This window comes from Duganella caerulea, assembly GCF_040362985.1.
In the GTDB taxonomy this organism is placed as follows: Bacteria; Pseudomonadota; Gammaproteobacteria; order Burkholderiales; family Burkholderiaceae_D; genus Rugamonas; species Rugamonas vulcania.
Window position 1 is genome coordinate 479,164 of record NZ_BPWJ01000004.1, and the last position, 22,336, is coordinate 501,499.

The following is a 22,336-nucleotide window of genomic DNA, read 5'->3' on the forward strand; positions in this document are numbered from 1 at the left end:
AATCGTCCAAAGGCGTATTGTACTTGAAGGCTCCGCCCGCTCATCTGCTGGCTTACTCGATCGGCTCGCTCACCCGCTGGCGCGACTGCAGCGTGCGCGACACCAGCAGGCACTGCTGCACCTGCTCGGCGATCGATGGCGGCACCGGCACCTCGCCGTCCAGCACCGAGCGGATCCAGGCCGCCGTGGTGGCCGCGCCCTTATCCTCCGGCAGCAGCGGCAGTTCGCCAACCAGGGTCTGCTTGGGCACCAGCGTGGTGCGCAGGCCGCCGTGGAACCAGTCGATCTGCTGCGCCTTGTTGGCGTTGGCCACGGTCTCGCCCTCGGTGCCGCGCATCAGGAAGGCGTCGCCGCGCTCCGGCAGGGCCGCCGTGGTGAAGTATTCGCCCAGCATTTCCAGATACTCGGGGTGCGTGTACGACACCAGCCGCAGCGCCGGCCCGGCGAACGGCTGCATGATCTTGACCAGCGTGTGGGTGGAGTTGCGCACGCCCAGCCGGCGCCGCAGCGACAGCAGGTGGGCCAGCTTGGGCGCCAGCACGTCGATGGTGATGAAGGCCGGATGGCCCTGCGACATGGCCTCCTCCGCCTCGGACCGGTGGCGCGCGGCCGGCACGCCCAGCGCCTCGAACACCTCAGCCGTGGCGACCCGCCCGGCGTCGTGCGCCACGCCGTGCACCAGCACCGGCACGCCCTCGCGCGCCAGCAGCATGGCCAACAGCGGCGTCAGGTTGGCCATCTTGCGGGCGCCGTTGTAGGTCGGGATGCAGACCGGCGCGAACTGGCCCGGCGGCGCGCTGAGCGGCTCGAAGGCGGCCTCGGCCGCGTCGAGGAAGCCGGCGATCTCCTCCACCGATTCGCCCTTGATGCGCATGGACAGCAAGATGCCGCCCAGCTCCAGGTCGGAAACGCGGCCGTCCAGCATGGCCGCATACAGGTCGTGGGCGTCGTCGCGGGTCATGCTGCGCGCGCCGTTTTTGCCGCGGCCTATTTCTTTGATGAAACGTGCGGCCGGGAATGGTTCGATGATGGTTGGTGTGGTCATGGCGTCAGCTTAAACCAGTCCGCCGCATTTCGGCTACACTATCCCTCCCCCGAAATAAATATACGTAGAGAATCATGATCTCCCCAGATATCGAAAACATCAACGTCACCTCGTTCGCGCCGATGCCGTCGCCGGAAGCCTTGCACAGCAAGCTGCCGCTGACCGACAGCGCGTCGGACACCGTGATGAAGGGCCGCGAGGCCCTGCGCAACATCATCGACCGCAAGGACAAGCGCCTGTTCGTGGTGGTCGGCCCCTGCTCGATCCACGACCCGGTGGCCGGCCTGGACTATGCCCGCCGCCTGAAAGCCCTGCAAGCCGAAGTGGCCGACACCATGCTGCTGGTGATGCGCGTGTATTTCGAAAAGCCGCGCACCACCACCGGCTGGAAGGGCTATATCAACGACCCGGACATGGACGATTCCTTCCGCGTCAACGTCGGCATGGAGAAGGCGCGCCAGTTCCTGCTGGACGTGTGCGAGCTGGGCCTGCCGACCGCCACCGAGGCGCTCGACCCGATCTCGCCGCAATACCTGGGCGACCTGATCGCCTGGACCGCCATCGGCGCCCGCACCACCGAATCGCAGACCCACCGCGAGATGTCGTCCGGCCTGTCGACCCCGGTCGGCTTCAAGAACGGCACCGACGGCGACATCAGCATCGCCATCAACGCCATCCTGTCGTCGGCGCATCCGCACTCCTTCCTGGGCATCAACGCGCAGGGCAACGTGGCGATCGTGCGCACGCGCGGCAACGGCTACGGCCACGTGGTGCTGCGCGGCGGCGACGGCCGTCCGAACTACGATTCGGTGTCGATCGCGATCGCCGAGCAGGCGCTGGCCAAGGCCAAGCTGCCGGCCAACCTGGTGGTGGACTGCTCGCACGCCAATAGCTACAAGAAGCCTGAGCTGCAACCGCTGGTGATGGCCGACGTCATCCACCAGATCGTGCAGGGCAACCAGTCGCTGGTGGGCGTGATGATCGAGTCCAACATCGTCGGCGGCAACCAGAAGATTCCGGCCGACCTGACCCAGCTGAAGTATGGCTGCTCGGTCACCGACGGCTGCATCGACTGGGAAACCACCGAACAGATGCTGCGCGACGCGCACAAGCAGCTGAAGCAACGTCCGTAAGCTAGCCGAAGGCCATCACCCTGGTGGCCACGCCGAACGCCCCCGCCAGCGCCGCCTCGGCCTGGCTGGCCGGGGCGCTCAGCTCATCCAGGTCCAGATACACCCTGCAGTCCTCCACCTTGACCGAGTAGCGGCGCGGCTCGGGCTCGTCGGACTCCAGCACCGCCTGCACCTCCTCCTCGCCGATACGGAACAGCGCCACGCCCGGCAGCTCCTGCCAAGCCAGCCCGCGCGGCACCAGGCGCGCGCCGGTGACGGGCACATCCTTGAGTTTGCAAATCAGTTTCCATCGTCCGGACATCGCGCGCCTCCCTAGTCAACTCACCCCGGTTGTCTAAGCAAAAGCGGTGCCACGAAAACCGCGCCAAATCCTGACCGAATGGCAAAATTCCGCACTCCGCCAGTGCGGCCCGGACCCGCCGTGGTGCATGCTTGCACGCACTTTCCATTACAATGGCGGATTCCTCTTTTCATTTGTGCTCCCTCCATGATCGTTCTCGGCGTCGAATCCTCCTGTGACGAAACCGGCCTTGCGCTGTACGACACGCAACACGGCCTGCTGTCCCACGCCCTGTATTCGCAGGTGGCGATGCACGAGGAGTACGGTGGCGTGGTGCCGGAGCTGGCCTCGCGCGACCACATCCGCCGCGCCATCCCGCTGCTGACACAGACCCTGGAAGGCGCCGGCAAGACGCTGGCCGACATCGACGCCATCGCCTACACGCAAGGCCCCGGCCTGGCGGGCGCGCTGCTGGTGGGCTCGTCGGTGGCGTGCAGTCTCGGCCTGGCGCTGGACAAGCCGGTGCTGGGCGTGCACCACCTGGAAGGCCATCTGCTGTCGCCGCTGCTGGCGTCGCAGCCGCCGGAGTTCCCCTTCATCGCGCTGCTGGTCTCGGGCGGCCACACCCAGCTGATGCGGGTGGACGGCGTCGGCCAGTACACGCTGCTGGGCGAAACGCTGGACGACGCGGCCGGCGAAGCCTTCGACAAGTCGGCCAAGCTGCTGGGCCTGGGCTATCCGGGCGGGCCGGCGATTTCGCGCCTGGCCGAGTTCGGCGATCCAACCGCCTACAAGCTGCCGCGCCCCATGCTGCATACCAAGGATTTCAATTTCAGCTTCTCCGGCCTGAAGACGGCGGTGCTGACGGTGGTGAAGAACCACGAGGAAAAAGTCATCGCGAATATCTGCGAGCAGGACAAGGCCGACATCGCGCGCGGCTTCGTCGACGCCATCGTCGACGTGCTGACCGCGAAGTGCGTGTCCGCACTCAAGCACACCGGCCTGAAGCGGTTGGTGATCGCGGGTGGCGTGGGCGCCAACTCGCAGCTGCGGGAGTCGCTGAACGCGGCGGCGGCCAAGAAGAAGTTCAAGGTCTACTATCCCGAACTGGAATTCTGCACGGACAACGGCGCGATGATCGCCTTCGCCGGGGCCATGCGCTTGATGATCAACCCGGACGCGGCAAAAAAGGATTACTCGTTCAACGTGCGCCCGCGCTGGCCGCTGGACGACATCAAGGTCGTCTAGGCAAACGCCACCGAGGCCAGCACGGCCAGGCCGGCCAGCGCCAGCAGGTATTTGAGCTTGCCCTGGCCCAGGTGCACGCCGCGCGCGGCGATGCGCTCGCTACGCAGGCGATGCTCGTCCGACGACGACTCGTGGGCCACTGTGTTGTTTGATTTGTTTTCAGTTGCGGTATTCATAACAGCCTCCATGTGTGTCGATCATGTTCCTTTCTGGAGGGCAATGCAATTGTCGTGCCAACCATCTAAGTCAAAAGTAGACTATACGACTTGATTCTAGGCCTTTTTGTGGCAAACATACGACACGATACGGCTGGGCAAGTGGCCTGCTAGGCGGGTTTCAGCGCGCGCCCCTGCGCCGCCAGCAGCTGCGGCACCCGTTCCGCGATGAAGTCGATGAAGTGCCGCACCCGCAGCGGCATCAGGGTGCGCTGCTGGTAGTACATGAACACGCCGCTGTTGGAGGTGGCCGTGTGCGGCAGCAGCGGCACCAGCGCGCCGCTGGCCAGCTCGGCCTCGATCATGAAGACCGGCAGCTGGCCGATGCCCAGGCCGCTGCGCACCGCCGTCAACTCCCCTTCCACGGTATTAAAGCTGGCCACCGCCGGCATTTCCTGATAGACCGTCGCGCCATCCACCTGCAACTCCCACGGCATCAAACGACCGGTGCTGGGACGGCGGAAACCGGTGCAGCGATGCTCCCGCAGCTCGTCCACCGTCTGCGGCGTGCCATGCTCGGCCAGGTAGCCGGGCGTGGCGCAGGGCAGCAGCAGGATCTCGCCCAGCTTGCGCGACACCAGGTTGCGCTCGGGCGGACTGCCGGCGCGGAAGCCGACGTCGATCTTGTTCTCCACCAGATCGGTGAAATGGTCGTCCAGCTGCACGTCGAAATGCGCGCCCGGATGGCGCCGCTGGAACTCCGGCAGCAGCGGGATGATGACGGTGGTGCCGATCGACATCGGCGCCACCATGCGGATCAGGCCGTCGACTTCGAGGCGGCTGTTCTGGATCTGGTCCAGCGCCTCGTCCAACAGGCGCAGGCCGGGGTTGGCCAGCTCGAACAGGCGGGCGCCCTCCTCCGTCAGGCTCAGGCTGCGTGTGGTGCGGTGGAACAGGCGCACGCCCAGGTGCACCTCCAGCTGCCGCACCGCCTTGCTGACCGCTTGCGGCGTCAGGCCGGCATCCACCGCCGCCTGGCTGAAGCTCTTGGCGCGCACCACGGCGATGAACAAACTGAGGACTCGGGCTTTATCCATATTTACAACCAAAAGATGATAATCAAACAGCTTTGCCATGGCTAGTGTAGCAGGTCGTCCATGCCTACACTGCACGCTATCAACTCACCCATCCAAAGGAAACGATCATGACTGGCACTGCACAAAAAGTATGGTTCATCACCGGCGCCTCGCGCGGCTTCGGCGTGCTGACGGCGCAACAGGCGCTGGCGCGCGGCGACTTCGTGGTCGCCACCGCCCGCGATCCGCGCACCGTGACCGCCGCGCTGGGCGAGCATCCCAACCTGCTGGCGCTGCGGCTGGACGTCAGGCTGGAGGCGCAAGCCGTCACCGCGGTCCAGCAGGCGCTGGCGCGCTTCGGCCGCATCGACGTGCTGGTCAACAACGCCGGCTACGGCCTGCTGGGCGCGGTGGAGGAAGCCAACGCCGAGGAAGTGCGCGCGCTGTACGACACCAACGTCTTCGGCCTGCTCAACGTCACCCGCGCCGCGCTGCCGTCGCTGCGCAAGCAAGGCAGCGGCCACGTGATCAACATCTCGTCGGTGGGCGGCTATACGGCGTTTCCCGGCTGGGGCTTGTACAGCTCGACCAAGTTCGCGGTCGAGGGCTTGAGCGAGGCGCTGGCGATGGAACTGGCGCCGCTGGGCATCCATGTGACGGTGGTGGAGCCGGGCTTCTTCCGCACCGACTTCCTCGACGCCTCGTCGCTGGCCACCACCCACGACCGCATCGATGCCTACGCCGCCACTGTCGGAGCGATGCGCGAATTCGCGGCCGGGGTCAATCACCAGCAGCCAGGCGATCCGGCCAAGCTGGCCGGCGCCCTGCTGCAACTGGCCGACAGCGCGCAGCCGCCGGTGCGCCTGCAACTGGGTTCGGACACGGTGGAACGCGTGCGCGCCAAGAACCTGTCGGTCGAAGCCGAGATGGCGCAGTGGCTTGAGCTGGCGGTATCGACCGATTTCGATACGCTGCAAAAGGCGGCTTAAAGCTTGCCCGGCGGGTGCAGCGACAGCAAGTCCTCGCGCGGATAGCCCCACGCCGGCACGCCCTCGGGACACTTCACAGCCTGCTTGGCATGCAGCGTGGTGAAGTTCCCGCGCGGCGTGGTGGCGAAGCGGTAGTCGGACAGCTCGCCGGTCGACAGCATCAGCGCCGGCATGCGCGCGAAGCGCAGCCAGGCGTCGACCTGGCAGTTCTCGGCCTTCAGCATGCGCAGCGCCGGCAGGCTGGCGATCACCGAGCCGAATTGCTGCACATCCGGCGACAGGGCCTGCACCGCCGCCGGCGATCCGACCAGGCCGGCCGGACAGGCCATCGGCGCCAGCCACGTTGGCGCCAGGCTGGCCACGCCGCGCCGCAAACGGTAGTAGCCCTGTTTCTCATTGGCCTCCACGCTGGCGTAGGACCAGCACAAAGGCTGCGACGGAAACGCCGTCATCGCCACATCCATCACACGCACGCCGGGATCGGCCTTCAGCAGCGCGGCGCTGATCTGCTCACGCCCGTAGTGCGAAGCCACGCCCTGCACCGTAATGAAGCCGGCGCTGACGGCCAGCGCCAGCACCAACCCCGCGCGGCCTTGCGCACCGGCGCGCCACTGCACCGCACCGCAAGCGCATGCAATCGCCAGCAGCGCCGCGAACGATGTCCATCCCAGATAGCCTTTGACAGCGAACACCACCAGCGCGGCAAACAGGCAGGCCAGGCCTAGCATGCGCAGCGAACGCCAGCGCATGATCAACGCCATCGGCACACCGATCGCCACCCAGAACAAGGGCTCGACGATGAACACCATATCGCCGTAAAACCAGCGGCCGGTGAACGGATACCACGGATGGATGCCATACGAATTGGTGAAGTCCATCAGCAGGTGCAGCGCGAAGCCCAGTCCCACGCTTAAGGCCAGGCCGAGCCGCGCGGGCCGGCTGGCCTTCAACAGCGCCCGCGCCGACGGCCAGCATAACCACAGCAGCGCCGCAAGCAGCAAAGCCTGCGGCAGCAACAGCAAGGCCGTATGCGTATGTCCGCGATGATTGAGCAGATAGCCCAGCGGAGCGGGCAGGAACTTGTTCAGGACCAGGTCGAGATCGGGGAAATTGCTGGCCAGCGCGCAGGACACCAGCAACAACCGGTGCCGCACCCGCTGCGACGGCGCATCCGCCTCGCCGGGCAGGCTACGGTGCACCAGTTCTCCAACGCCAAAACCGATGATGCTATGGGTGATGTTGTCCATGTACCTCTTAGCGCTGCACGTCCACACCGCGCCAGAACGCCACGTGGTCCTTGATCTGCGCGGCCTTCTCGGACGGTTCCGGGTAGTACCAGGCGGCGTTCTCGTTGACCTTGCCGTTGACGTTCAGGCTGTAGTAGCTGGCCAGGCCCTTCCACGGGCAGCGCGTGGTGTGCGCGCTGGGCTGCAGGTATTCCCGCTTGACGCTGGACGGCGGGAAGTAGACGTTGTTCTCGACGATTTCAACCTCGTCGTCCTTCGCCTGCGCGATGACGACGCCGTTCCAGGTGGCAGTGGGCATGGAGACTTCCTTTCGGTGTGATTGTCAGGTGGGACCGCATTCGACGCGGTTGCGGCCAGCGTGCTTGGCGCGGTACAGCGAGTCGTCGGCCTGGCGCAGCAGGCTTTCCGCGTCGGCGATGCCCATGTGGTCGAACGACCCCACGCCCAGGCTGGCCGTCACCGGCAGCAGGCGCGGGCCGGCGTAATGCAGTTGCGCCTCGATCTTGGCGCGCAGCGTCTCGGCGAGTTTGCAGGCGCCTTCGACCGGCGTGTTCGGCAGGATCACGCACAGCTCCTCGCCGCCGTAGCGGCCCGGCACGTCGATCACGCGCACGCTCTCGCGCAGCAGGCGGCCGACACTGGCCAGCACCTGGTCGCCGACCGCGTGGCCGTATTCGTCGTTGATGCGCTTGAAGTGGTCGAGGTCTATCATCACCGCCGACAGCGGCGAGCGGAAACGCTTGGCGCGCGCGGCCTCGAACTTCAGGCGGTGCAGCAGCGAACGGCGGTTGTGCAGGCCGGTCAGCTCGTCGGTGGTGGCCAGCTGCTCCAGCTCGCGCACGGCGGACTCCAGCGTCTTCTGGTTGGCGCGCAGTTCGATCAGCGCCATCACCTGGCGCGCCAGCTTGACCAGCGTGGCATGCTGCTCGGCGCTCAGGCCGCCCGGCTTGGTGTCCATCACGCACAGTGTGCCGATGGCGAAGCCGTCCGACGAGGTCAGCGCCACGCTGCTGTACATGCGCATGAACGGTTCGTTGACCGTCAGCGTCATGTGGGCGGTGCGGAAGTCCTGCGTCAGGTCGGGGATTTCGGTGGCGGCTTCGCCCAGCACCGCCAGCGAGCAGTAGCTCTCGCCGCGCGGCAGCTCGCCCAACTGCATGCCGGCGCAGGACTTGATCCAGACGCGCTCGGCGTCCACCAGCGAGATGAAGGCGTACGGCACCTCGCACACCTTGGCGGCCAGCTCGGTGAGGAAGCTGAAGTCTTCGCAGGCGGGAGTGTCGAGGATGTGGTAACGGTGTAGTGCGGCCAGCCGGAACTGGTCGGCCTGCGGACGGGCGATGGACAGTGTGTGTACTTTTTCTGCGGCCAGCATAGGCCTCCCTGTAGCGACGTCGATCTTTTTTTGGGCACCCGGCATGACGCGGGACCGAGCTATGGTGCTACCCGATCAGTTTATCGCAAAACAAGGGCGGCGGGAGCACTTGCCCCCGCCGCGTCGATTTTTTTAGGCCGTCTGCGCCATGATCTCGCGCAGCGCCTTTTCAAACACGGCGGCCGGCTGGCCGCCCGAAATCAGGTGGCGCTCGTTGATGATCACGGCCGGCACCGAGTTGATGCCGTGGCGCTGGAAGAACTGCTCGCGCTCGCGCACCTCGTCGGCGTAGCGGTTGGTGCGCAGCACCTCGGCGGCGGCATCGGTATCCAGCCCCACTTCGCCGGCCACGCGCAGCAGCACCTCGTGCGAGCTCGGATCCTCGCCCTGGGTGAAGTAGGCGCCGAACAGCGCTTCCTTCAGCTCCTTCTGCTTGCCCTCCAGCTCGGCCCAGTGCAGCAGGCGGTGGGCGTCGAAGGTGTTGTAGATGCGGCTGCGCTTGCCCATCGCGAAATCGAAGCCGACTTCGGCGCCGCGCGCGCGTATCATCTCGCGCGCCTGCTCCTGCTGGGCGGCGGTCGAGCCGTATTTTTCGGCCAGGTGCTCGCCGATGTCCTGGCCTTCGGGTGCCATCTTGGGATTCAGTTCGAACGGCTGAAAGTGCAGGCTCACCGCCGCCTCGTCGCCGATATTGGCCAGCGCCTGGTCCAGCGACTTGAGGCCGATGGCGCACCAAGGGCAGGAAACGTCGGAGACGAAATCGATTTTCAGGGGAGTGCTCATGATGTGCCTTTGCTAAACGGAATCTTCAGCATATGGCGACGCCCGACGCTAAATCAAGCGCCGGGACGGGGGATGGCCTTACTTTTTCTTGCCTTTGACGGCGTCTTTGCTCTTGCTGCCGATACGGCTTTCCTTGCCTGCGAGCAAGTTGGAGATATTCTTGCTGTGACGGAAAGCCAACAGCGCGCTCATCACGAACACGGCAAACAGCTGCGGCTCGACGCCGAACAGCAGGCCGTAGTAGAACGGCGCGAACACCGCCGCCACCAGCGCGGCCAGCGACGAGTAGCGGAACGCGAACGCCACCGCCAGCCAGGTCACCAGCGTGGCCAGGCCCAGCCATGGATTCAGGCCCAGCAGCACGCCCAGCGCGGTCGCCACGCCCTTGCCGCCGACGAAACGGAAGAACACAGGCCACAGGTGGCCCAGGAACACCGCGATCGCCACCAGCGCGATGGTGGCGTCGCCGATCTGCAACTGGTCCTGGTAGCGCATCGCCAGCCACACCGCCAGCCAGCCCTTGGCGCCGTCGCCGATCAGGGTCATGATGGCCGCGCCCTTGTTACCACTGCGCAACACGTTGGTGGCGCCGGGGTTTTTCGAGCCGTAGGTGCGCGGATCGGCGATGCCGAACAACTTGCTCATGACGACGGCAAACGAGATCGAGCCGATCAGATAGGCGGCGACGGTCATCCAAACTGTATTCATTATTTCCTCAAAAGTTGTCATACGCCCGTTAGGGGCCGCTGAATATACACTGCCGAGGCTTAATCGGCCAGCGCGCAGTGCACCGGCTTGGCCTGCAACAGGTCGACCAGCACCCGCGGCGCGATGCCAACCAGATAACCCCGGCGGCCGCCATTGATATAAATCGTTTCCAGCGCAAGGATGCTATCCTCGACGTACACCGGCAGCACCTTGCGGGTGCCGAACGGCGAGGTGCCGCCGATCTGGTAGCCGCTGTGGCGCGTGGCCACCTCCGGCTTGCACGGTTCGACGGACTTGCAGCCGATGCCGCGCGCCAGGTTCTTGGTCGAGACCTTGCAATCGCCGTGCATCAGCACAATCAAGGGTTTGGCGGCCTCGTCCTGCATGACCAGCGTCTTGACCACGTGGTGTTCGTCCACGCCCAGTTCGCGCGCCGACACCGTGGTGCCGCCGTGCTCCTCGTAGGTGTAGGGGTGCTCGCTGAAGGCCACCTTGTGCTTGCGCAGCATTTGGGTCGCGGGAGTTTCGGAGATATGCTCTTTTTTAGCCATGCGTGATACGCTGCTTGTGAAGTAATGTTCGATCGGGAGTTTCTTATTATGCAGCAGGAAATTCGCTTTGCCACTTTCAATGTTTGCAATCTTTCCCAGCCTGGGGCGAAATTGTACGACAATCTGGAGCCGCTCACGCCGGACCAGTACCAAGCGAAAGTCCTGTGGACCGCGCAGCAGCTGGACCAATTGGACGCCGACGTGATCGGCCTGCAGGAGATTTTCTCGCTGGCGGCGCTGCGCGACGTGCTGGCCCACAGCGCCCGCTACCGCGAGGCCACGCTGGCCGGCTTCGAGGCCGCGCCCGACCCGCTGACCGGCGCCGCGCGCGTGGTGCCGCAGGTGGCGCTGGTGTCGCGCCTGCCGCTGGCGGCGCCGGCCGCCGAGTACCGCGCCTTCCCCGACGGCGTGGCGCTGCCGGCCGGCAGCCGCGACGCCGACCACTTCGCCCGCGCGCCGCTGCACGCTCAGGTGCTGCTGCCGGACAGCCGCATCGTCGACGTCATCGTGGTCCACCTCAAATCCAAGCGCCCCGACTACACCAACGGCGACAACTGCGCCGACCCGATGCAGTACGCGCAGGCCAACCTGCGCTCGCTGATCCGGCGCGGCACCGAGGCGGTGGCGCTGCGCGCGCTGATCAGCCAGCTCGAACGCGGCGCGCGCCGGCCGCGCGTGGTGCTGGGCGACTTCAACGACACCGCCGACGCCGTCACCACCGCCATCGTCATGGGCGCCGGCGCGGGCTGCCTGCCGGGCGAGGAGCTGAGCGGGCGCATGTTCGACTGCAACCAGATCCAGCTGGAGCGCGACGCGATACGCCGCTCCGGCTACACCAACATCCACGACGGCCACTGCATGACCATCGATCATGTGCTGGTGTCGGAGGAATTCAACCGGGATTCGCGCCACGCGGTGGGCGAGGTGCTGGACGTGACCTACCTGAACGAGCACCTGCTGCAGGACTTGCCGGAGGCGTCCGACCACGGCCAGGTGCTGGTGCGGCTGCGCCTGTACGGCGAGCGCGCGCCCGAGGCGCTCTGACGCCCTTCCCGCCCGCGCCGCAAAGGCTCAGCCGCCGCCGTCCAGCAAGCCATCCAGGCCGTCCAGCATGCCGTGCTGCGCCACGTAATGGCCCTGGAACTGGTCGCAGCCATGCTGCGTCAGGAAGCTTAGCTGCGCCTCGGTCTCCACCCCCTCCGCCAGCACCGTCAAGCCCAGGCTGCGCGCCATCGCGATCATGGCCACCACCGCCATCGGCGGCGGCGCGCCGTCGCCGCCGATGTCGCGGATGAAGGTGCGGTCGATCTTGAGCTTGTCGAACGGGTACTCGCGCAGGTGGCCCACGCGCGTGTAGCCGGTGCCGAAATCGTCGATCGCCAGCCGCACGCCCAGCGCCCGCAGCGCCCGCAGCGTGGCCGGCGCCGCGGCCACGTGCTTCATGATGACCGCCTCGGTCAGCTCCAGCTCCAGCCACTCCGGCGCCAGTCCGGAAGCGGCCAGCGCGGCCGCCACGCGGTCGGCCAGGTTACGTTGCAGGAACTGCGTCGGCGACAGGTTGACCGCCACCGTCAGCGGATGGCCGGCCTGCTGCCAGCGCCGCGCCTCGCGGCAGGCCTGCTCCAGCACCCACTGGCCGATCGGCACCATCAGGCCGCTCTCCTCGGCCACCGCGATGAAGCGCTCCGGCCGCAGCAGGCCCAGCGAAGGATGGCGCCAGCGCAGCAGCGCCTCGGCCGCCATCGGCTGGGCGCTGGCGATGTCGACCTGGGCCTCGTACTCCAGCACGAACTGCTGCTCGCGCAACGCGCGCCGCAGGTCGTTCTCGAACGCCACCCGCTCGACGATCTGCGCATTCATCGCCGGGCTGAAGAACTGGAAGCCGTTGCGCCCGTTTTCCTTGGCGTGGTACATGGCCAGGTCGGCGTTGCGGACCAGGGTGTCGATGTCGGCGCCGTCGTCCGGATAGATGCTGATGCCGATCGAGGTGCTCACGTGCAGCCGGTGCGGCTCCAGCACGAACTCCTGGCCGATGGCGTTGAGCACGGTCTCGGCCACGTGCGCGACCTGGTCGATGGCGCCGATCTCGGACAGCATGATGACGAACTCGTCGCCGCCCTGGCGGCTGACGGTGTCGACACTGCGCACGCAGCGCACCAGCCGCGAAGCCACTTCGCGCAGCAGCTGGTCGCCGACGTGGTGGCCGAGCGCGTCGTTGATGTTCTTGAAGCGGTCGAGGTCGAGGAACAGGATGGCCAGCCGGCCGCGCTTGCGGCGCGCCGCCGCCAGCGCCAGGCTCAGGCGGTCGAGCAGCAACACGCGGTTCGGCAGGTCGGTCAGGAAGTCGTGCTCGGCCAGGTGGCGGGTGTGCTCCTCGGAGCGGCGGCGGTCGGCGATGTCGGTCAGCAGCGCCAGGTGCAGCACCAGCTGGTCCTGCTTGCGCTCGGAAACGTCGCGGATCGCCGCGCACAGCCGCCGCGGGCCGATGGTGGTCAGCAGCACCTCGGCCCAGAACTGACGCCCGCCGCAGCCCACGCAGCACCATTCGAACTGGCGGTTGCCGTCGCGCTCGGCATCGGCCAGCAGGTCGGCCAGCGCCCGCGCCGACAGCACGCCCTCGGCCTGCTGCAAAGGTGACAAATCGACCAGACCCAGTCCCAGCAACCGGTCCGGCTGGCCGCCATCGAACAGCGCCAGCGCGGCCGGGTTGCAGCCGGTGATGACGCCATCCTGCAACAGCAGCAGCGCGTCGCTGGTCTGCCGGTACATCGCGAGCAAGTCCGCGTCGGTGTTGTTGTCTGGTGTAGCCATGTGGCCCTCTTCGGCGTATCGCCCTCTCAGGCCAGTTTTTCATTCTTGCCGCTTCGCGGAATTGACCATTGAGTTTGGTCAAACGCGCTCGATCCCGCGTTTTTGCAGTTCATCCGCATTTTTGCGCCACCTGTCGCATCGGACTGGCGGCCAGACTTGAAAATTCCTACAGTGGCACTATCCGCCGTGGCGACCTATTGACAGAAGAACGATATGAAACTTGAAACCTTGCCCGTCTCCCCACAATCCACCGTGCGCGGCAAACGCTGGCGCACACCGCTGGCGGTGCTGATCGTCATCGGCCTGGCCGGCGGCGGCTGGACCGTCATGCACGGCAAGAAGGACGCGCCGCCCAGCGCGCAGGCGGCCAAGGACGATAAAAAGAAACAGGAAGTCTTCGAACTGTCCAGCGGCGATATCGCCGCCGTCGAAGCACGATCATTGGCGGTCAGCTTGCCCTTATCCGGCTCGCTGGCGCCCCTGAGTTCGGCCACCATCAAGTCCAAGGTCTCGGGCGTGGTGGAAGCCACCACGGTGCAGGAAGGCATGGCGGTGTCGGCAGGCCAGGTGCTGGCGCGCATCGACCAGGCCGACCTGCGCGCGCGCCTGCAACAGCAGCAGGCCATGCTCGACGAGGCGCAGGCCAAGCTGTCGCTGGCCACCAAGAACGAGGCCAACAGCCTGGCCCTGCTCAAGCAGAAATTCATCGCGCAGACCGCCTACGACGCGACGCAGAACAGCGTCGACCTGGCGCGCGCCAACGTCAAGTCGGCCGCCGCGATGGTGGAGATCGCCCGCATCGCGCTCAACGACGGCGTGATCAAGGCGCCCATCAGCGGCGTGGTCAGCAAGCGCCACGTGCAGGCCGGCGAGAAGCTGGCGCCGGACATGCCGGTCTACAGCATCGTCAACCTGTCCGAGCTGACGCTGGAGGCGCAAGTGCCGGCCTCCGAAATCCCGCGCGTGAAGGTGGGCCAGGATGTGCAGTTCAAGGTCGACGGCTTCCAGGGCCGCGCCTTCAACGGCAAGGTGGCGCGCATCAACCCGGCCACCGAGGCCGGCTCGCGCGCGATGCTGGTCTACATCTCGGTCAGGAACGAGGACAGCGCGCTGCGCGCCGGCATGTTCGCCAAGGGCAGCATCGTCACCGACCGTTCGGCCGTCATGCCCATCGTGCCGGTGACCGCGCTGCGCACCGAGAAGGGCCAGCAGGTGGTGTACAAGATTGAACAGGGCAAGGTGATCGCGCAGCCGGTCAAGCTGGGCCTGCGCAACGAGGACGAGGGCTACGCCGAGGTGGTGGACGGCCTGGAGCAAGGCGCCAACGTCATCGTCTCCAAGCTCGACAGCGTCAAGGCGGGCAGCCAGGTCAAGCTGCCGGCCAACCTCGCCACGCCGGCCCAGCCGGCCAAGTCCGCCATGCTGGCGCAGAAGGGCTGATCATGTGGATCACTAAAACCAGTATCCAGAATCCGGTCTTCGCCACCATGGTGATGGTGGCGCTGGTCGTGCTGGGCCTGTTCTCCTACCGCGAGCTGGGCCTGGAGTCCATGCCCAACGTCGACATCCCCGGCGCGATGATCGAGGTGAACTATCCGGGCGCCTCGCCGGAGGCGGTGGAGAACGACATCACCCGTCCGATCGAGGACGTGGTCAACACCGTCAGCGGCATCAAGACGCTGCGCGCCAACTCGTGGGAAGGCCGCTCCGGCGTCTACATCGATTTCGAACTGTCCACCAATATGGACAAGGCCATGCAGGACCTGCGCGACAAGGTGGCCCAGGTGCGCCCGCGCTTCCCGAAGGAAGCCAAGGATCCGTTCATCGTCCGCTTCGAGGGCGAGAACAGCCGCCCGATCGCGCAAATCGGCCTGACCGCCACCGACCATACGCTGCGCGACCTGTCGACCATGGCCGACCAGCTGATCGGCAAGCGCTTCCAGGGCGTGGCCGGGGTCGGCCAGGTGCGCCTGAACGGCACGGCCTCGCGCCAGATCCTGATCAGCCTGCGCCCCAGCGACCTCAACGCGCAAGCCATCGGCGTGGACGAGGTGATCAACGCCATCCAGGCCACCAACACCAACCTGCCGGCCGGCTCCATCAGCTACGCCGGCAACGAGCAGCTGGTGCGGGTCGAGGGCAAGATGAAGGACGCCCGCGACTTCAACAAGATCATCGTGGCGCGCCGCGCCAACGGCCCGGTGTTCCTGGAGCAGGTCGCCACCGTGATCGACGGCGCGCAGGAAGAGCTGTCGGTGTCGCGCCTGAACGGCCAGCGCGCCATCACGCTCGACATCACCAAGGTGCAGGACGCCAACGTGGTCGAGGTGGGCAAGCGCATCCAGAAGGTCGCGGCCGACCTGCAGAAGACGCTGCCGGCCGACATCACGCTGACCGTGCTGAACGATGAATCGCTGAAGGTGCAAAGCCAGCTCGACAACGTGAAGGAAACCATCATCGAAGGCGCGGTGCTGACGATGATCATCGTGTTCTTCTTCCTGCACTCGTGGCGCTCGACCATCATCACCGGCCTGACCTTGCCGATCTCGGTGATGGCCAGCTTCATCGCGATGAAGTTCTTCGGCTTCACGCTCAACTTCCTGACGCTGATGGCGCTGTCCCTGTGCATCGGCCTGCTGATCGACGACGCCATCGTGGTGCGCGAAAACATCGTGCGCCACCTCGGCATGGGCAAGAACCACCGCCGCGCGGCCGAGGACGGCACCAACGAAATCGGCCTGGCCGTGATGGCTACCACCTTCGCCATCGTCGCCGTGTTCATCCCGGTGGCCTTCATGCAGGGCATCATCGGCCGCTTCTTCCTGCAGTTCGGCATCACCGTCGCGGTGGCCGTGCTGGTGTCGCTGTTCGTCAGCTTCACGCTGGATCCAATGCTGTCGTCGGTGTGGCCGGACCCGGTCAAGGACCGCTTCAAGTACGTGCCGTGGCTGGGCAACTTCATGCACTGGCTGGAGGGCGGCGTCGAGAAGCTGCACGTGGTGTACGGCAAGGTGCTGGGCCTGGCGCTGCGCTGGCGCAAGCTGACGCTGGCCTCGGCCGGCGCGCTGTTCGTCGCCAGCCTGATGCTGGTGCCGATGATCGGCGGCGAGATGTTCCCCGACCAGGACAACGGCTGGATCAACCTGCACCTGAAAACCCCGGTCGGCTCCAGCCTGGAGTACACCGACAACAAGGTGCACCAGGTCGAGGAGGCGCTCAAGGCCTTCCCTGAAATCGCCAGCGTGATCTCGGTGGTGGGCACGCAGGAAGGCCGCAACAACGCCCAGATCGACATGAAGCTGCAGGACCGCAAGACCTTCAAGCGCCGCTCGCAGAAGGAGCTGGAGGGCGTGGTGCGCGCGCGCCTGAGCAAGATCGCCGGCATCACCATGTCGGTGGGCTGGAAGCCGATCTTCATCGCCATCCTCGGCACCGACGAAGGCAAGCTCGACACGGTGGCCCACCACCTGATGGACAAGATGCGCAAGATTAAGGGCGTGGCCGACCTGGAGTACAGCCAGGAAGGCGCCAACCCGTCCACCACGGTCAAGATCAACAACGAGCTGGCCAGCGACCTGGGCCTGTCGGTGCAGCAGATCGGCAGCGCGCTGCGGCCGTTCGTGGCGGGCGACACCACCAGCCACTTCCTGGCCGACGATGGCCAGAACTACGACGTCAACGTGCAGCTGCCCAAGTCGGGCCGCCAGAAGATCGCCGACCTGGCCGACCTGTCGCTGGCGTCGAGCAAGCTGGGTCCGGACGGCCGTCCGGTGATGGTGCCGCTGCGCCAGGTGGTGGACTTCGTGCCCTCGTTCAGCCCGCAGGTGCTCAAGCGCCAGGCGCTGCAGCGCCGGGTGGCGGTGTACGCGTCGGTCGAGGGCCGTCCCGGCGGCGACGTCGACAGCGACGTCAAGAAGGCCATGAAGGAAATCGACCTGCCGGCAGGCGTGCGCTTCGACGTCGGCGGCAACGCGCAGGACATGGAAGAGAGCATGTCCTCGGCCATCATCGCGCTGGGCATCGCGGTGATCTTCATCTACCTGGTGCTGGCCTCGCAGTTCGGCAGCTTCCTGCAGCCGGTGGCGATCATGATGTCGCTGCCGCTGTCGCTGATCGGCGTGCTGGTGGCGCTCTTGATCACCGGCAGCACCTTGAACATCTTCTCGGTGATCGGCTTCATCATGCTGATGGGCCTGGTGACCAAGAACGCGATTTTGCTGGTGGACTTCACCAACCACGCGCAGCAAGGCGGCATGGGCCAGCGCGAAGCCATCATGTCGGCCGGCCAGGTGCGGCTGCGGCCGATCGTGATGACCACGCTGGCGATGGTGTTCGGCATGCTGCCGATGGCGATCGGCATGGGCGACGGCGGCGAGACGCAGGCGCCGATGGGCCGCGCGGTGATCGGCGGCGTGATCACCTCCACCCTGCTGACCTTGGTGGTGGTGCCGGTGGCCTACACCTACCTGGACAGCCTGGGCAAACGCTGCGTGCGCTTCTTCAAGGGCCGCGCCCACGACGAGGAAGCCGCGCTGCACGACGCCATCGAGCCGATGCACGACATCAAGGCGCGCAACGAAGTGGCTTGACCAGGCTTCAGAAACGCAAAACCGGGCTGCATGCCCGGTTTTTTTTCGTGCTTACTCGGCGGCGGCTTCGCCGTCGGCGGCCTCGTCGCCGTCGGCCTCGTCCAGCTCGCCTTCCTGGGCCAGGCCGGGATTGTTCTTCAGCTCGGCCTTGCGCCGGGCTTTTTCATCCGCTTTTTTCTTCTTTTCCAGCTCACGCTGCCGCTTCTCATACGCGAAATTTGTCTTTGCCATGTGCCACCTCTTCTTTATACGGTTCGATTACCTGCTCACATTATGACGCAGTTACGGCCAACGCAAGTTTTTCAGCCTCGGGGATGATGTTGCGCATGCAGGTGCTTCAGGCGTTCGCGAGCGACGTGGGTGTAGATTTGTGTGGTCGAAATGTCCGAATGGCCCAGCAACAGCTGCACCACGCGCAGGTCGGCGCCATGGTTCAGCAGGTGGGTGGCAAAGGCGTGGCGCAGCGTGTGCGGCGACAACGGCGCGGTGATGCCGGCCTTCAAGGCATGTTTTTTAATCAAGACCCAGAACATCTGCCGCGTCATCGGCCCGCCGCGCGCGGTGACGAACAGCGCGTCGTCCACCTGGCCGTTGAGGATGATGCCGCGCGCTTCCTTGACATAGCGCTCGATCCAGACCCGCGCCTGCTGCCCGAACGGCACCAGCCGCGTCTTGGCGCCCTTGCCGGTGATGCGCAGCACGCCGTCGTTCAGGCTCAGCTCCAGCAGCTTGAGCGTGACCAGCTCGGACACGCGCAGCCCGCTGGCGTACATCAGCTCCAGCATGGTGCGCTCGCGCAGGCCCAGCGGCGTGGCGACGTCGGGCGCGGCCAGCAGGGCCTCCACTTGAATTTCGCTCAAGGTGTGGACGAAGCGGGCAGGCTGCTTGGCCGACACCAGCTTGAGCGTGGGATCGTCGGCGATGCGGCGCTGGCGCAGCAGCATCTGGTAGAAGCGCCGCAGCACCGACAGCCGCCGGTTCGACGAGGTGGCCTTGCCGCTGTCCTGGTGGCGGGCGGCGATATAGGCCTCGATGTCGTGCGCGGCCACCGCCGCCAAGCCGGCCACCTGCGGCCGCTTCTTCTCCAGCCAGGTGGCGAACAGGCGCATGTCGCGCCGGTAGGCCTCCAGCGTGTTCTTCGACAGGCCGTCCTCCAGCCACAGGCTGTCGCAGAACTCGTCGATCAGAGCAGTGTTGTCTGTTGCCATGCGTATTCGCTCGATCCTTCGTGCGCCAGCAGCCAGCGCTTGATGCCCAGCAGGTAGCCGTTGGGGTCGTCGCTGTTGGCGAAGCCGCCCAGGCCGGACGAGGACGTCACGCGGTGGCAGGGAATCACCACCGGGAACCAGTTGGCGCCGCAGGCCTGGCCCACCGCGCGCGGCGCCGAGCCGATGTGTTTGGCCAGCTCGCCGTAGGTGCGCACGCTGCCGCGTGGGATGGAACGGATGGCGTCCCAGACCTTGTGCTGGAACTCGGTGCCGGCGCGCTTGAGCGGCAGGTCGAAGGCGAAATCGGCGTCCTCGCAGTAGCGGACCAACTGCGTCGCCGCCAGCTCCGCCACCGCGTCCTGTGGCGATTTTGCATCAAAGTGGGGCGGCAGATAGCAGAGCTCAGTGATCAGACCACTGGCCGTCCGCACGCCCAGTTTTCCAAGCGGCAAGTCCAAAACGGCGGAAAACAATTCATGCTGCTGTTGTATTTTCATCACACTTTATGCACCAAAAAAAGCCGGCTGAAGTTGTCGAAATGCACCATTTTGTTGCATTCAAACTACATTAAAAAAACCACACAGTTGCATTGTAATTCCGCGCCGAAGACGACAGGCGAAAAAAAACGCACCTTGCGGTGCGTTTTCAAATCCTGCTTCACGTTCCCGGTCGTTTGCCTGTCCCCGTAGCGCGCTTGTGGCGGCCTGCAGCGACTATAACAACGACATTCTGTAAAACGTGTGTCTCCTCGATCTTTCGCCGGTATTCAGTACCGTTTCTCTACACACTCCCCACCTACAATTCTGGGCTCTTGCCACCGGGTCGCATATCGATATGCAGTTATCCCTGAGAGCGACGCAATCATATCGTATCTATTTGGCTTTTTCTCCTTTTTTTTCGGTCCCGCGCGCCCCTTGCTTTAAACGTGAAACAAATTTGACGCACATCAGGAAAGTTGTGGTATTAGGCATCGCCGTTGGCAAAAAACCTAGTAGTACCCCTCATTGCTCCGTGCGCGACAAAAATATAATTTAAGCGAAAATGCCGGATTTCCTGGCATCAATAAAACTAGAGACAATCATGTTCACAAAACTACTGGATCACCTGGAGGAGTGGATCATCACCTTCCTGATGGCAGGGGCCACCCTAATCATCTTCCTGTCCATCCTGCACCGTTACGGCACCGGCCTGCCCATTCCGGGCGTGCAGGACTACCTATTGTCGCTGCACTTCGAATGGGCGCAGGAACTGGCCATTTACATGTTCGTATGGATGGCCAAGTTCGGCGCCGCGTACGGCGTGCGCATGGGCGTGCACGTGGGCGTCGACGTGCTGGTGAGCCGCCTGCCGGAGGCCTGGCGCCGCCGCGCCACCTACGTCGCGCTGGCCTGCGGCATGCTGTTCACCGGCATCATCGGCACGCTGGGCCTGACCTTCGTGTGGGAGAACGGCATGCACTACGCGCTGTTCAACAAGCTGGGCATGGACGTCAGCGCGCTGACCGAGGGCCCGACCACGCCCGACCTGGAATGGCCGACCTGGTTCATCTACTCGGTGGTGCCGATGGGCTCCTACCTGATGTGCTTCCGCTTCATCCAGGTGTCGCTGGTCTACTGGCGCACCGGCGAGATGCCGCACCACGACGAATCGCACGTCGAGGGCCTGGACGATGACGAGGACGACGACATGTTCGCCGTCGCCCACCCAGCCCCTGTCCAAGGAGGTGCGAAATGAGCGGCGCAACGGCACTCGATTCAGTCAAGGTCATGTCGAAGAAGCGCGCCGCGGCGTGGCTGATCGGCATCGCCGCCATTTTGCTGTCGGTGTGCGTCATCGGCGGCAAGGTCGGCATCGTGTTCGCGCTGCTGCTGGCGCTGATGTTGACCGGCATCCCGGTCTCCATCGCGCTCGGCCTGACGGTGCTGATGTTCATGTACCTGCTGACCCACGTACCGGTCGAGGCGGTGGCGCTCAAGCTGTTCAGCGGTATCGAGAAGTTCGAGATCATGGCCATTCCGCTGTTCATCCTGGCCGGTAACTTCCTGACCCACGGCGGCGTGGCCAAGCGCATGATCAAATTCGCCACCAGCCTGATCGGCCACTGGCACGGCGGCCTGGCCCTGGCCGGCATCATCGCCTGCGCCATGTTCGCGCTGGTGTGCGGCTCGTCGGTAGCGACGGTGGTGGCGATCGGCTCGATCATCCTGCCGGCCATGGTCAAGCAGGGTTATCCGAAGCGCTTCGGCGCCGGCGTCATCATCACCGCAGGCTCGCTGGGCATTTTGATGCTGCCGTCGATCCCGAAAGTGATCTACGCGATCTCCACCAACACCTCGATCGGCGCGCTGTTCCTGGCCGGCCTGTTCCCCGGCATCCTGCTGACCGTGATGCTGTGCACCACCACCTGGGTGCTGGCCAAGAAGAACGGCTATCCGCGCATGCGCAAGGCCACCTGGGGCGAGCGCGGCAAGGCGTTCAAGGACAGCGTGTGGGGTTTGATGCTGGTGGTGATCATCATCGGCGGCATCACCAAGGGCATCTTCACGCCGACCGAAGCGGCGGCGATGAGCGCGGTGTATGCGTTCATCATCTCGGTGTTCGTCTACAAGGACATGCCGCTGAAGAAGACGCCGGAAGTGCTGAAGAAATCGGCCAGCCTGAGCGCGATGCTGCTGTACATCATCACCAACGCCGTGCTGTTCTCCTTCCTGATGGCGCACGAGAACATCCCGCAGGCGATGGCGGACTGGATCCTAGCCAAGGACCTGGGCCAGGCCGGCTTCCTGTTCTTCACCAACATCCTGCTGCTGTTGGCCGGTAACGTGATGGAACCTTCGTCGATCATCCTGGTGATGGCGCCAATCCTGCATCCCGCCGCGATCCGCCTGGGCATCGACGCCGTCCACTTCGGCATCATGATCGACGCCAACATGGAAGTGGGCCTGTGCCATCCGCCGGTCGGCCTGAACCTGTACGTGGCCAGCGGCATCTCGAAGATGAGCATCTCCGAGCTGACCGTGGCCGTGATGCCGTGGCTGCTGACGATGCTGGTGTTCCTGGTGATCGTGACCTACTGGCCGGGCTTGTCCTTGTGGCTGCCCAAGGCGATGGGATTGATGTAATAAAAAAGGGAGGCCG

22 protein-coding genes are annotated in these 22,336 nt (G+C 65.2%); 8 read left to right on the forward strand and 14 right to left on the reverse strand.

All coding sequences use genetic code 11. The annotated features are described in order from the left end of the window. Positions 1 to 52: 52 nt before the first annotated feature. The gene (gene ybiB / locus ACUJB0_RS14925; protein WP_444845911.1) at positions 53 to 1,045 is read right to left on the reverse strand and encodes a DNA-binding protein YbiB; all 993 of its coding nucleotides are present in this window, start codon (positions 1,043 to 1,045) and stop codon (positions 53 to 55) included. A gap of 74 nt (positions 1,046 to 1,119) precedes the next feature. Between ybiB and ACUJB0_RS14930 the strand changes: the two genes are divergently transcribed. Further along, entirely contained in the window at positions 1,120 to 2,178 is a 1,059-nt protein-coding gene (locus tag ACUJB0_RS14930) for a 3-deoxy-7-phosphoheptulonate synthase (protein ID WP_161085726.1), read from the forward strand. Position 2,179: 1 nt separating this feature from the next. Here ACUJB0_RS14930 and ACUJB0_RS14935 read toward each other — a convergent pair whose 3' ends face one another. Next, positions 2,180 to 2,479, reverse strand: coding sequence for a Rieske (2Fe-2S) protein (locus ACUJB0_RS14935; RefSeq protein WP_444845912.1), 300 nt, complete (start codon positions 2,477 to 2,479; stop codon positions 2,180 to 2,182). A 186-nt stretch (positions 2,480 to 2,665) separates the two neighbouring features. Between ACUJB0_RS14935 and tsaD the strand changes: the two genes are divergently transcribed. Continuing rightward, a complete protein-coding gene (tsaD, locus tag ACUJB0_RS14940) occupies positions 2,666 to 3,706 on the forward strand; it encodes a tRNA (adenosine(37)-N6)-threonylcarbamoyltransferase complex transferase subunit TsaD (RefSeq protein WP_161085728.1) in 1,041 nt (346 codons plus the stop codon). Here tsaD and ACUJB0_RS14945 read toward each other — a convergent pair. Continuing rightward, positions 3,703 to 3,882 (reverse strand): hypothetical protein, encoded by a 180-nt coding sequence (locus ACUJB0_RS14945; RefSeq protein ID WP_117011958.1) that lies wholly within the window; start codon positions 3,880 to 3,882, stop codon positions 3,703 to 3,705. The genes tsaD and ACUJB0_RS14945 overlap by 4 nt on opposite strands. Before the next feature lie 149 nt (positions 3,883 to 4,031). Further along, on the reverse strand, positions 4,032 to 4,958 hold the full coding sequence (locus tag ACUJB0_RS14950; protein ID WP_161085729.1) for a LysR family transcriptional regulator: 927 nt from the start codon (positions 4,956 to 4,958) through the stop codon (positions 4,032 to 4,034). A 107-nt stretch (positions 4,959 to 5,065) separates the two neighbouring features. On the opposite strand from ACUJB0_RS14950, the gene ACUJB0_RS14955 reads away from it, so the two are divergent. After that, a complete protein-coding gene (locus tag ACUJB0_RS14955; RefSeq protein WP_444845913.1) occupies positions 5,066 to 5,926 on the forward strand; it encodes an oxidoreductase in 861 nt (286 codons plus the stop codon). Here the strand turns inward: ACUJB0_RS14955 and ACUJB0_RS14960 are convergent. From ACUJB0_RS14960 to ybaK, 6 genes are all read right to left on the reverse strand, one after another. Beyond that, the gene (locus tag ACUJB0_RS14960) at positions 5,923 to 7,173 is read right to left on the reverse strand and encodes a metal-dependent hydrolase (RefSeq protein WP_444845914.1); all 1,251 of its coding nucleotides are present in this window, start codon (positions 7,171 to 7,173) and stop codon (positions 5,923 to 5,925) included. The two genes, ACUJB0_RS14955 and ACUJB0_RS14960, sit on opposite strands and share 4 nt — an antisense overlap. 7 nt (positions 7,174 to 7,180) lie before the next feature. Further along, positions 7,181 to 7,471, reverse strand: a complete 291-nt coding sequence (locus ACUJB0_RS14965; protein WP_161085732.1) for a DUF427 domain-containing protein — start codon at positions 7,469 to 7,471, stop codon at positions 7,181 to 7,183. 24 nt (positions 7,472 to 7,495) lie between these two features. Beyond that, positions 7,496 to 8,548 carry a GGDEF domain-containing protein gene (locus ACUJB0_RS14970; protein ID WP_444845915.1) on the reverse strand — a complete coding sequence of 351 codons (1,053 nt, stop codon included), beginning with the start codon at positions 8,546 to 8,548 and terminating at the stop codon, positions 7,496 to 7,498. 132 nt (positions 8,549 to 8,680) lie between these two features. Further along, positions 8,681 to 9,331, reverse strand: a complete 651-nt coding sequence (locus tag ACUJB0_RS14975; RefSeq protein WP_444845916.1) for a DsbA family oxidoreductase — start codon at positions 9,329 to 9,331, stop codon at positions 8,681 to 8,683. A gap of 78 nt (positions 9,332 to 9,409) precedes the next feature. Beyond that, a complete protein-coding gene (gene plsY, locus ACUJB0_RS14980) occupies positions 9,410 to 10,039 on the reverse strand; it encodes a glycerol-3-phosphate 1-O-acyltransferase PlsY (protein WP_444845917.1) in 630 nt (209 codons plus the stop codon). Positions 10,040 to 10,098: 59 nt separating this feature from the next. Then, positions 10,099 to 10,590, reverse strand: coding sequence for a Cys-tRNA(Pro) deacylase (gene ybaK, locus ACUJB0_RS14985; protein WP_444845918.1), 492 nt, complete (start codon positions 10,588 to 10,590; stop codon positions 10,099 to 10,101). A gap of 48 nt (positions 10,591 to 10,638) precedes the next feature. Here ybaK and ACUJB0_RS14990 point away from each other — a divergent pair, with 48 nt between their 5' ends. Then, on the forward strand, positions 10,639 to 11,634 hold the full coding sequence (locus tag ACUJB0_RS14990) for an endonuclease/exonuclease/phosphatase family protein (protein WP_444845919.1): 996 nt from the start codon (positions 10,639 to 10,641) through the stop codon (positions 11,632 to 11,634). A gap of 27 nt (positions 11,635 to 11,661) precedes the next feature. Here ACUJB0_RS14990 and ACUJB0_RS14995 read toward each other — a convergent pair whose 3' ends face one another. After that, positions 11,662 to 13,401: a putative bifunctional diguanylate cyclase/phosphodiesterase gene (locus ACUJB0_RS14995; RefSeq protein WP_444845920.1), complete on the reverse strand. Its 1,740-nt coding sequence runs from the start codon at positions 13,399 to 13,401 to the stop codon at positions 11,662 to 11,664. 213 nt (positions 13,402 to 13,614) lie between these two features. Between ACUJB0_RS14995 and ACUJB0_RS15000 the strand changes: the two genes are divergently transcribed. Both ACUJB0_RS15000 and ACUJB0_RS15005 read left to right on the forward strand, forming a co-directional pair. Then, complete coding sequence (locus tag ACUJB0_RS15000) at positions 13,615 to 14,841, forward strand: efflux RND transporter periplasmic adaptor subunit (protein WP_444845921.1); 1,227 nt, start codon at positions 13,615 to 13,617, stop codon at positions 14,839 to 14,841. 2 nt (positions 14,842 to 14,843) lie between these two features. Beyond that, complete coding sequence (locus ACUJB0_RS15005; RefSeq protein WP_444845922.1) at positions 14,844 to 17,990, forward strand: efflux RND transporter permease subunit; 3,147 nt, start codon at positions 14,844 to 14,846, stop codon at positions 17,988 to 17,990. A gap of 51 nt (positions 17,991 to 18,041) precedes the next feature. On the opposite strand, the gene ACUJB0_RS15010 is transcribed toward ACUJB0_RS15005, so the two are convergent. The 3 genes from ACUJB0_RS15010 to ACUJB0_RS15020 form a co-directional block, all read right to left on the reverse strand. Next, positions 18,042 to 18,221: a hypothetical protein gene (locus tag ACUJB0_RS15010; RefSeq protein WP_161082975.1), complete on the reverse strand. Its 180-nt coding sequence runs from the start codon at positions 18,219 to 18,221 to the stop codon at positions 18,042 to 18,044. A gap of 71 nt (positions 18,222 to 18,292) precedes the next feature. Continuing rightward, positions 18,293 to 19,198 carry a site-specific tyrosine recombinase XerD gene (gene xerD / locus ACUJB0_RS15015; RefSeq protein WP_444845923.1) on the reverse strand — a complete coding sequence of 302 codons (906 nt, stop codon included), beginning with the start codon at positions 19,196 to 19,198 and terminating at the stop codon, positions 18,293 to 18,295. Beyond that, positions 19,174 to 19,695, reverse strand: coding sequence for a methylated-DNA--[protein]-cysteine S-methyltransferase (locus ACUJB0_RS15020; RefSeq protein ID WP_444845924.1), 522 nt, complete (start codon positions 19,693 to 19,695; stop codon positions 19,174 to 19,176). The genes xerD and ACUJB0_RS15020 overlap by 25 nt, the downstream gene beginning before the upstream one ends. Before the next feature lie 583 nt (positions 19,696 to 20,278). On the opposite strand from ACUJB0_RS15020, the gene ACUJB0_RS15025 reads away from it, so the two are divergent. Both ACUJB0_RS15025 and ACUJB0_RS15030 read left to right on the forward strand, forming a co-directional pair. Beyond that, positions 20,279 to 20,932, forward strand: coding sequence for a TRAP transporter small permease (locus ACUJB0_RS15025; protein WP_444845925.1), 654 nt, complete (start codon positions 20,279 to 20,281; stop codon positions 20,930 to 20,932). Continuing rightward, positions 20,929 to 22,320 carry a TRAP transporter large permease gene (locus ACUJB0_RS15030; protein WP_371875032.1) on the forward strand — a complete coding sequence of 464 codons (1,392 nt, stop codon included), beginning with the start codon at positions 20,929 to 20,931 and terminating at the stop codon, positions 22,318 to 22,320. The genes ACUJB0_RS15025 and ACUJB0_RS15030 overlap by 4 nt, the downstream gene beginning before the upstream one ends. Positions 22,321 to 22,336: the final 16 nt, after the last annotated feature.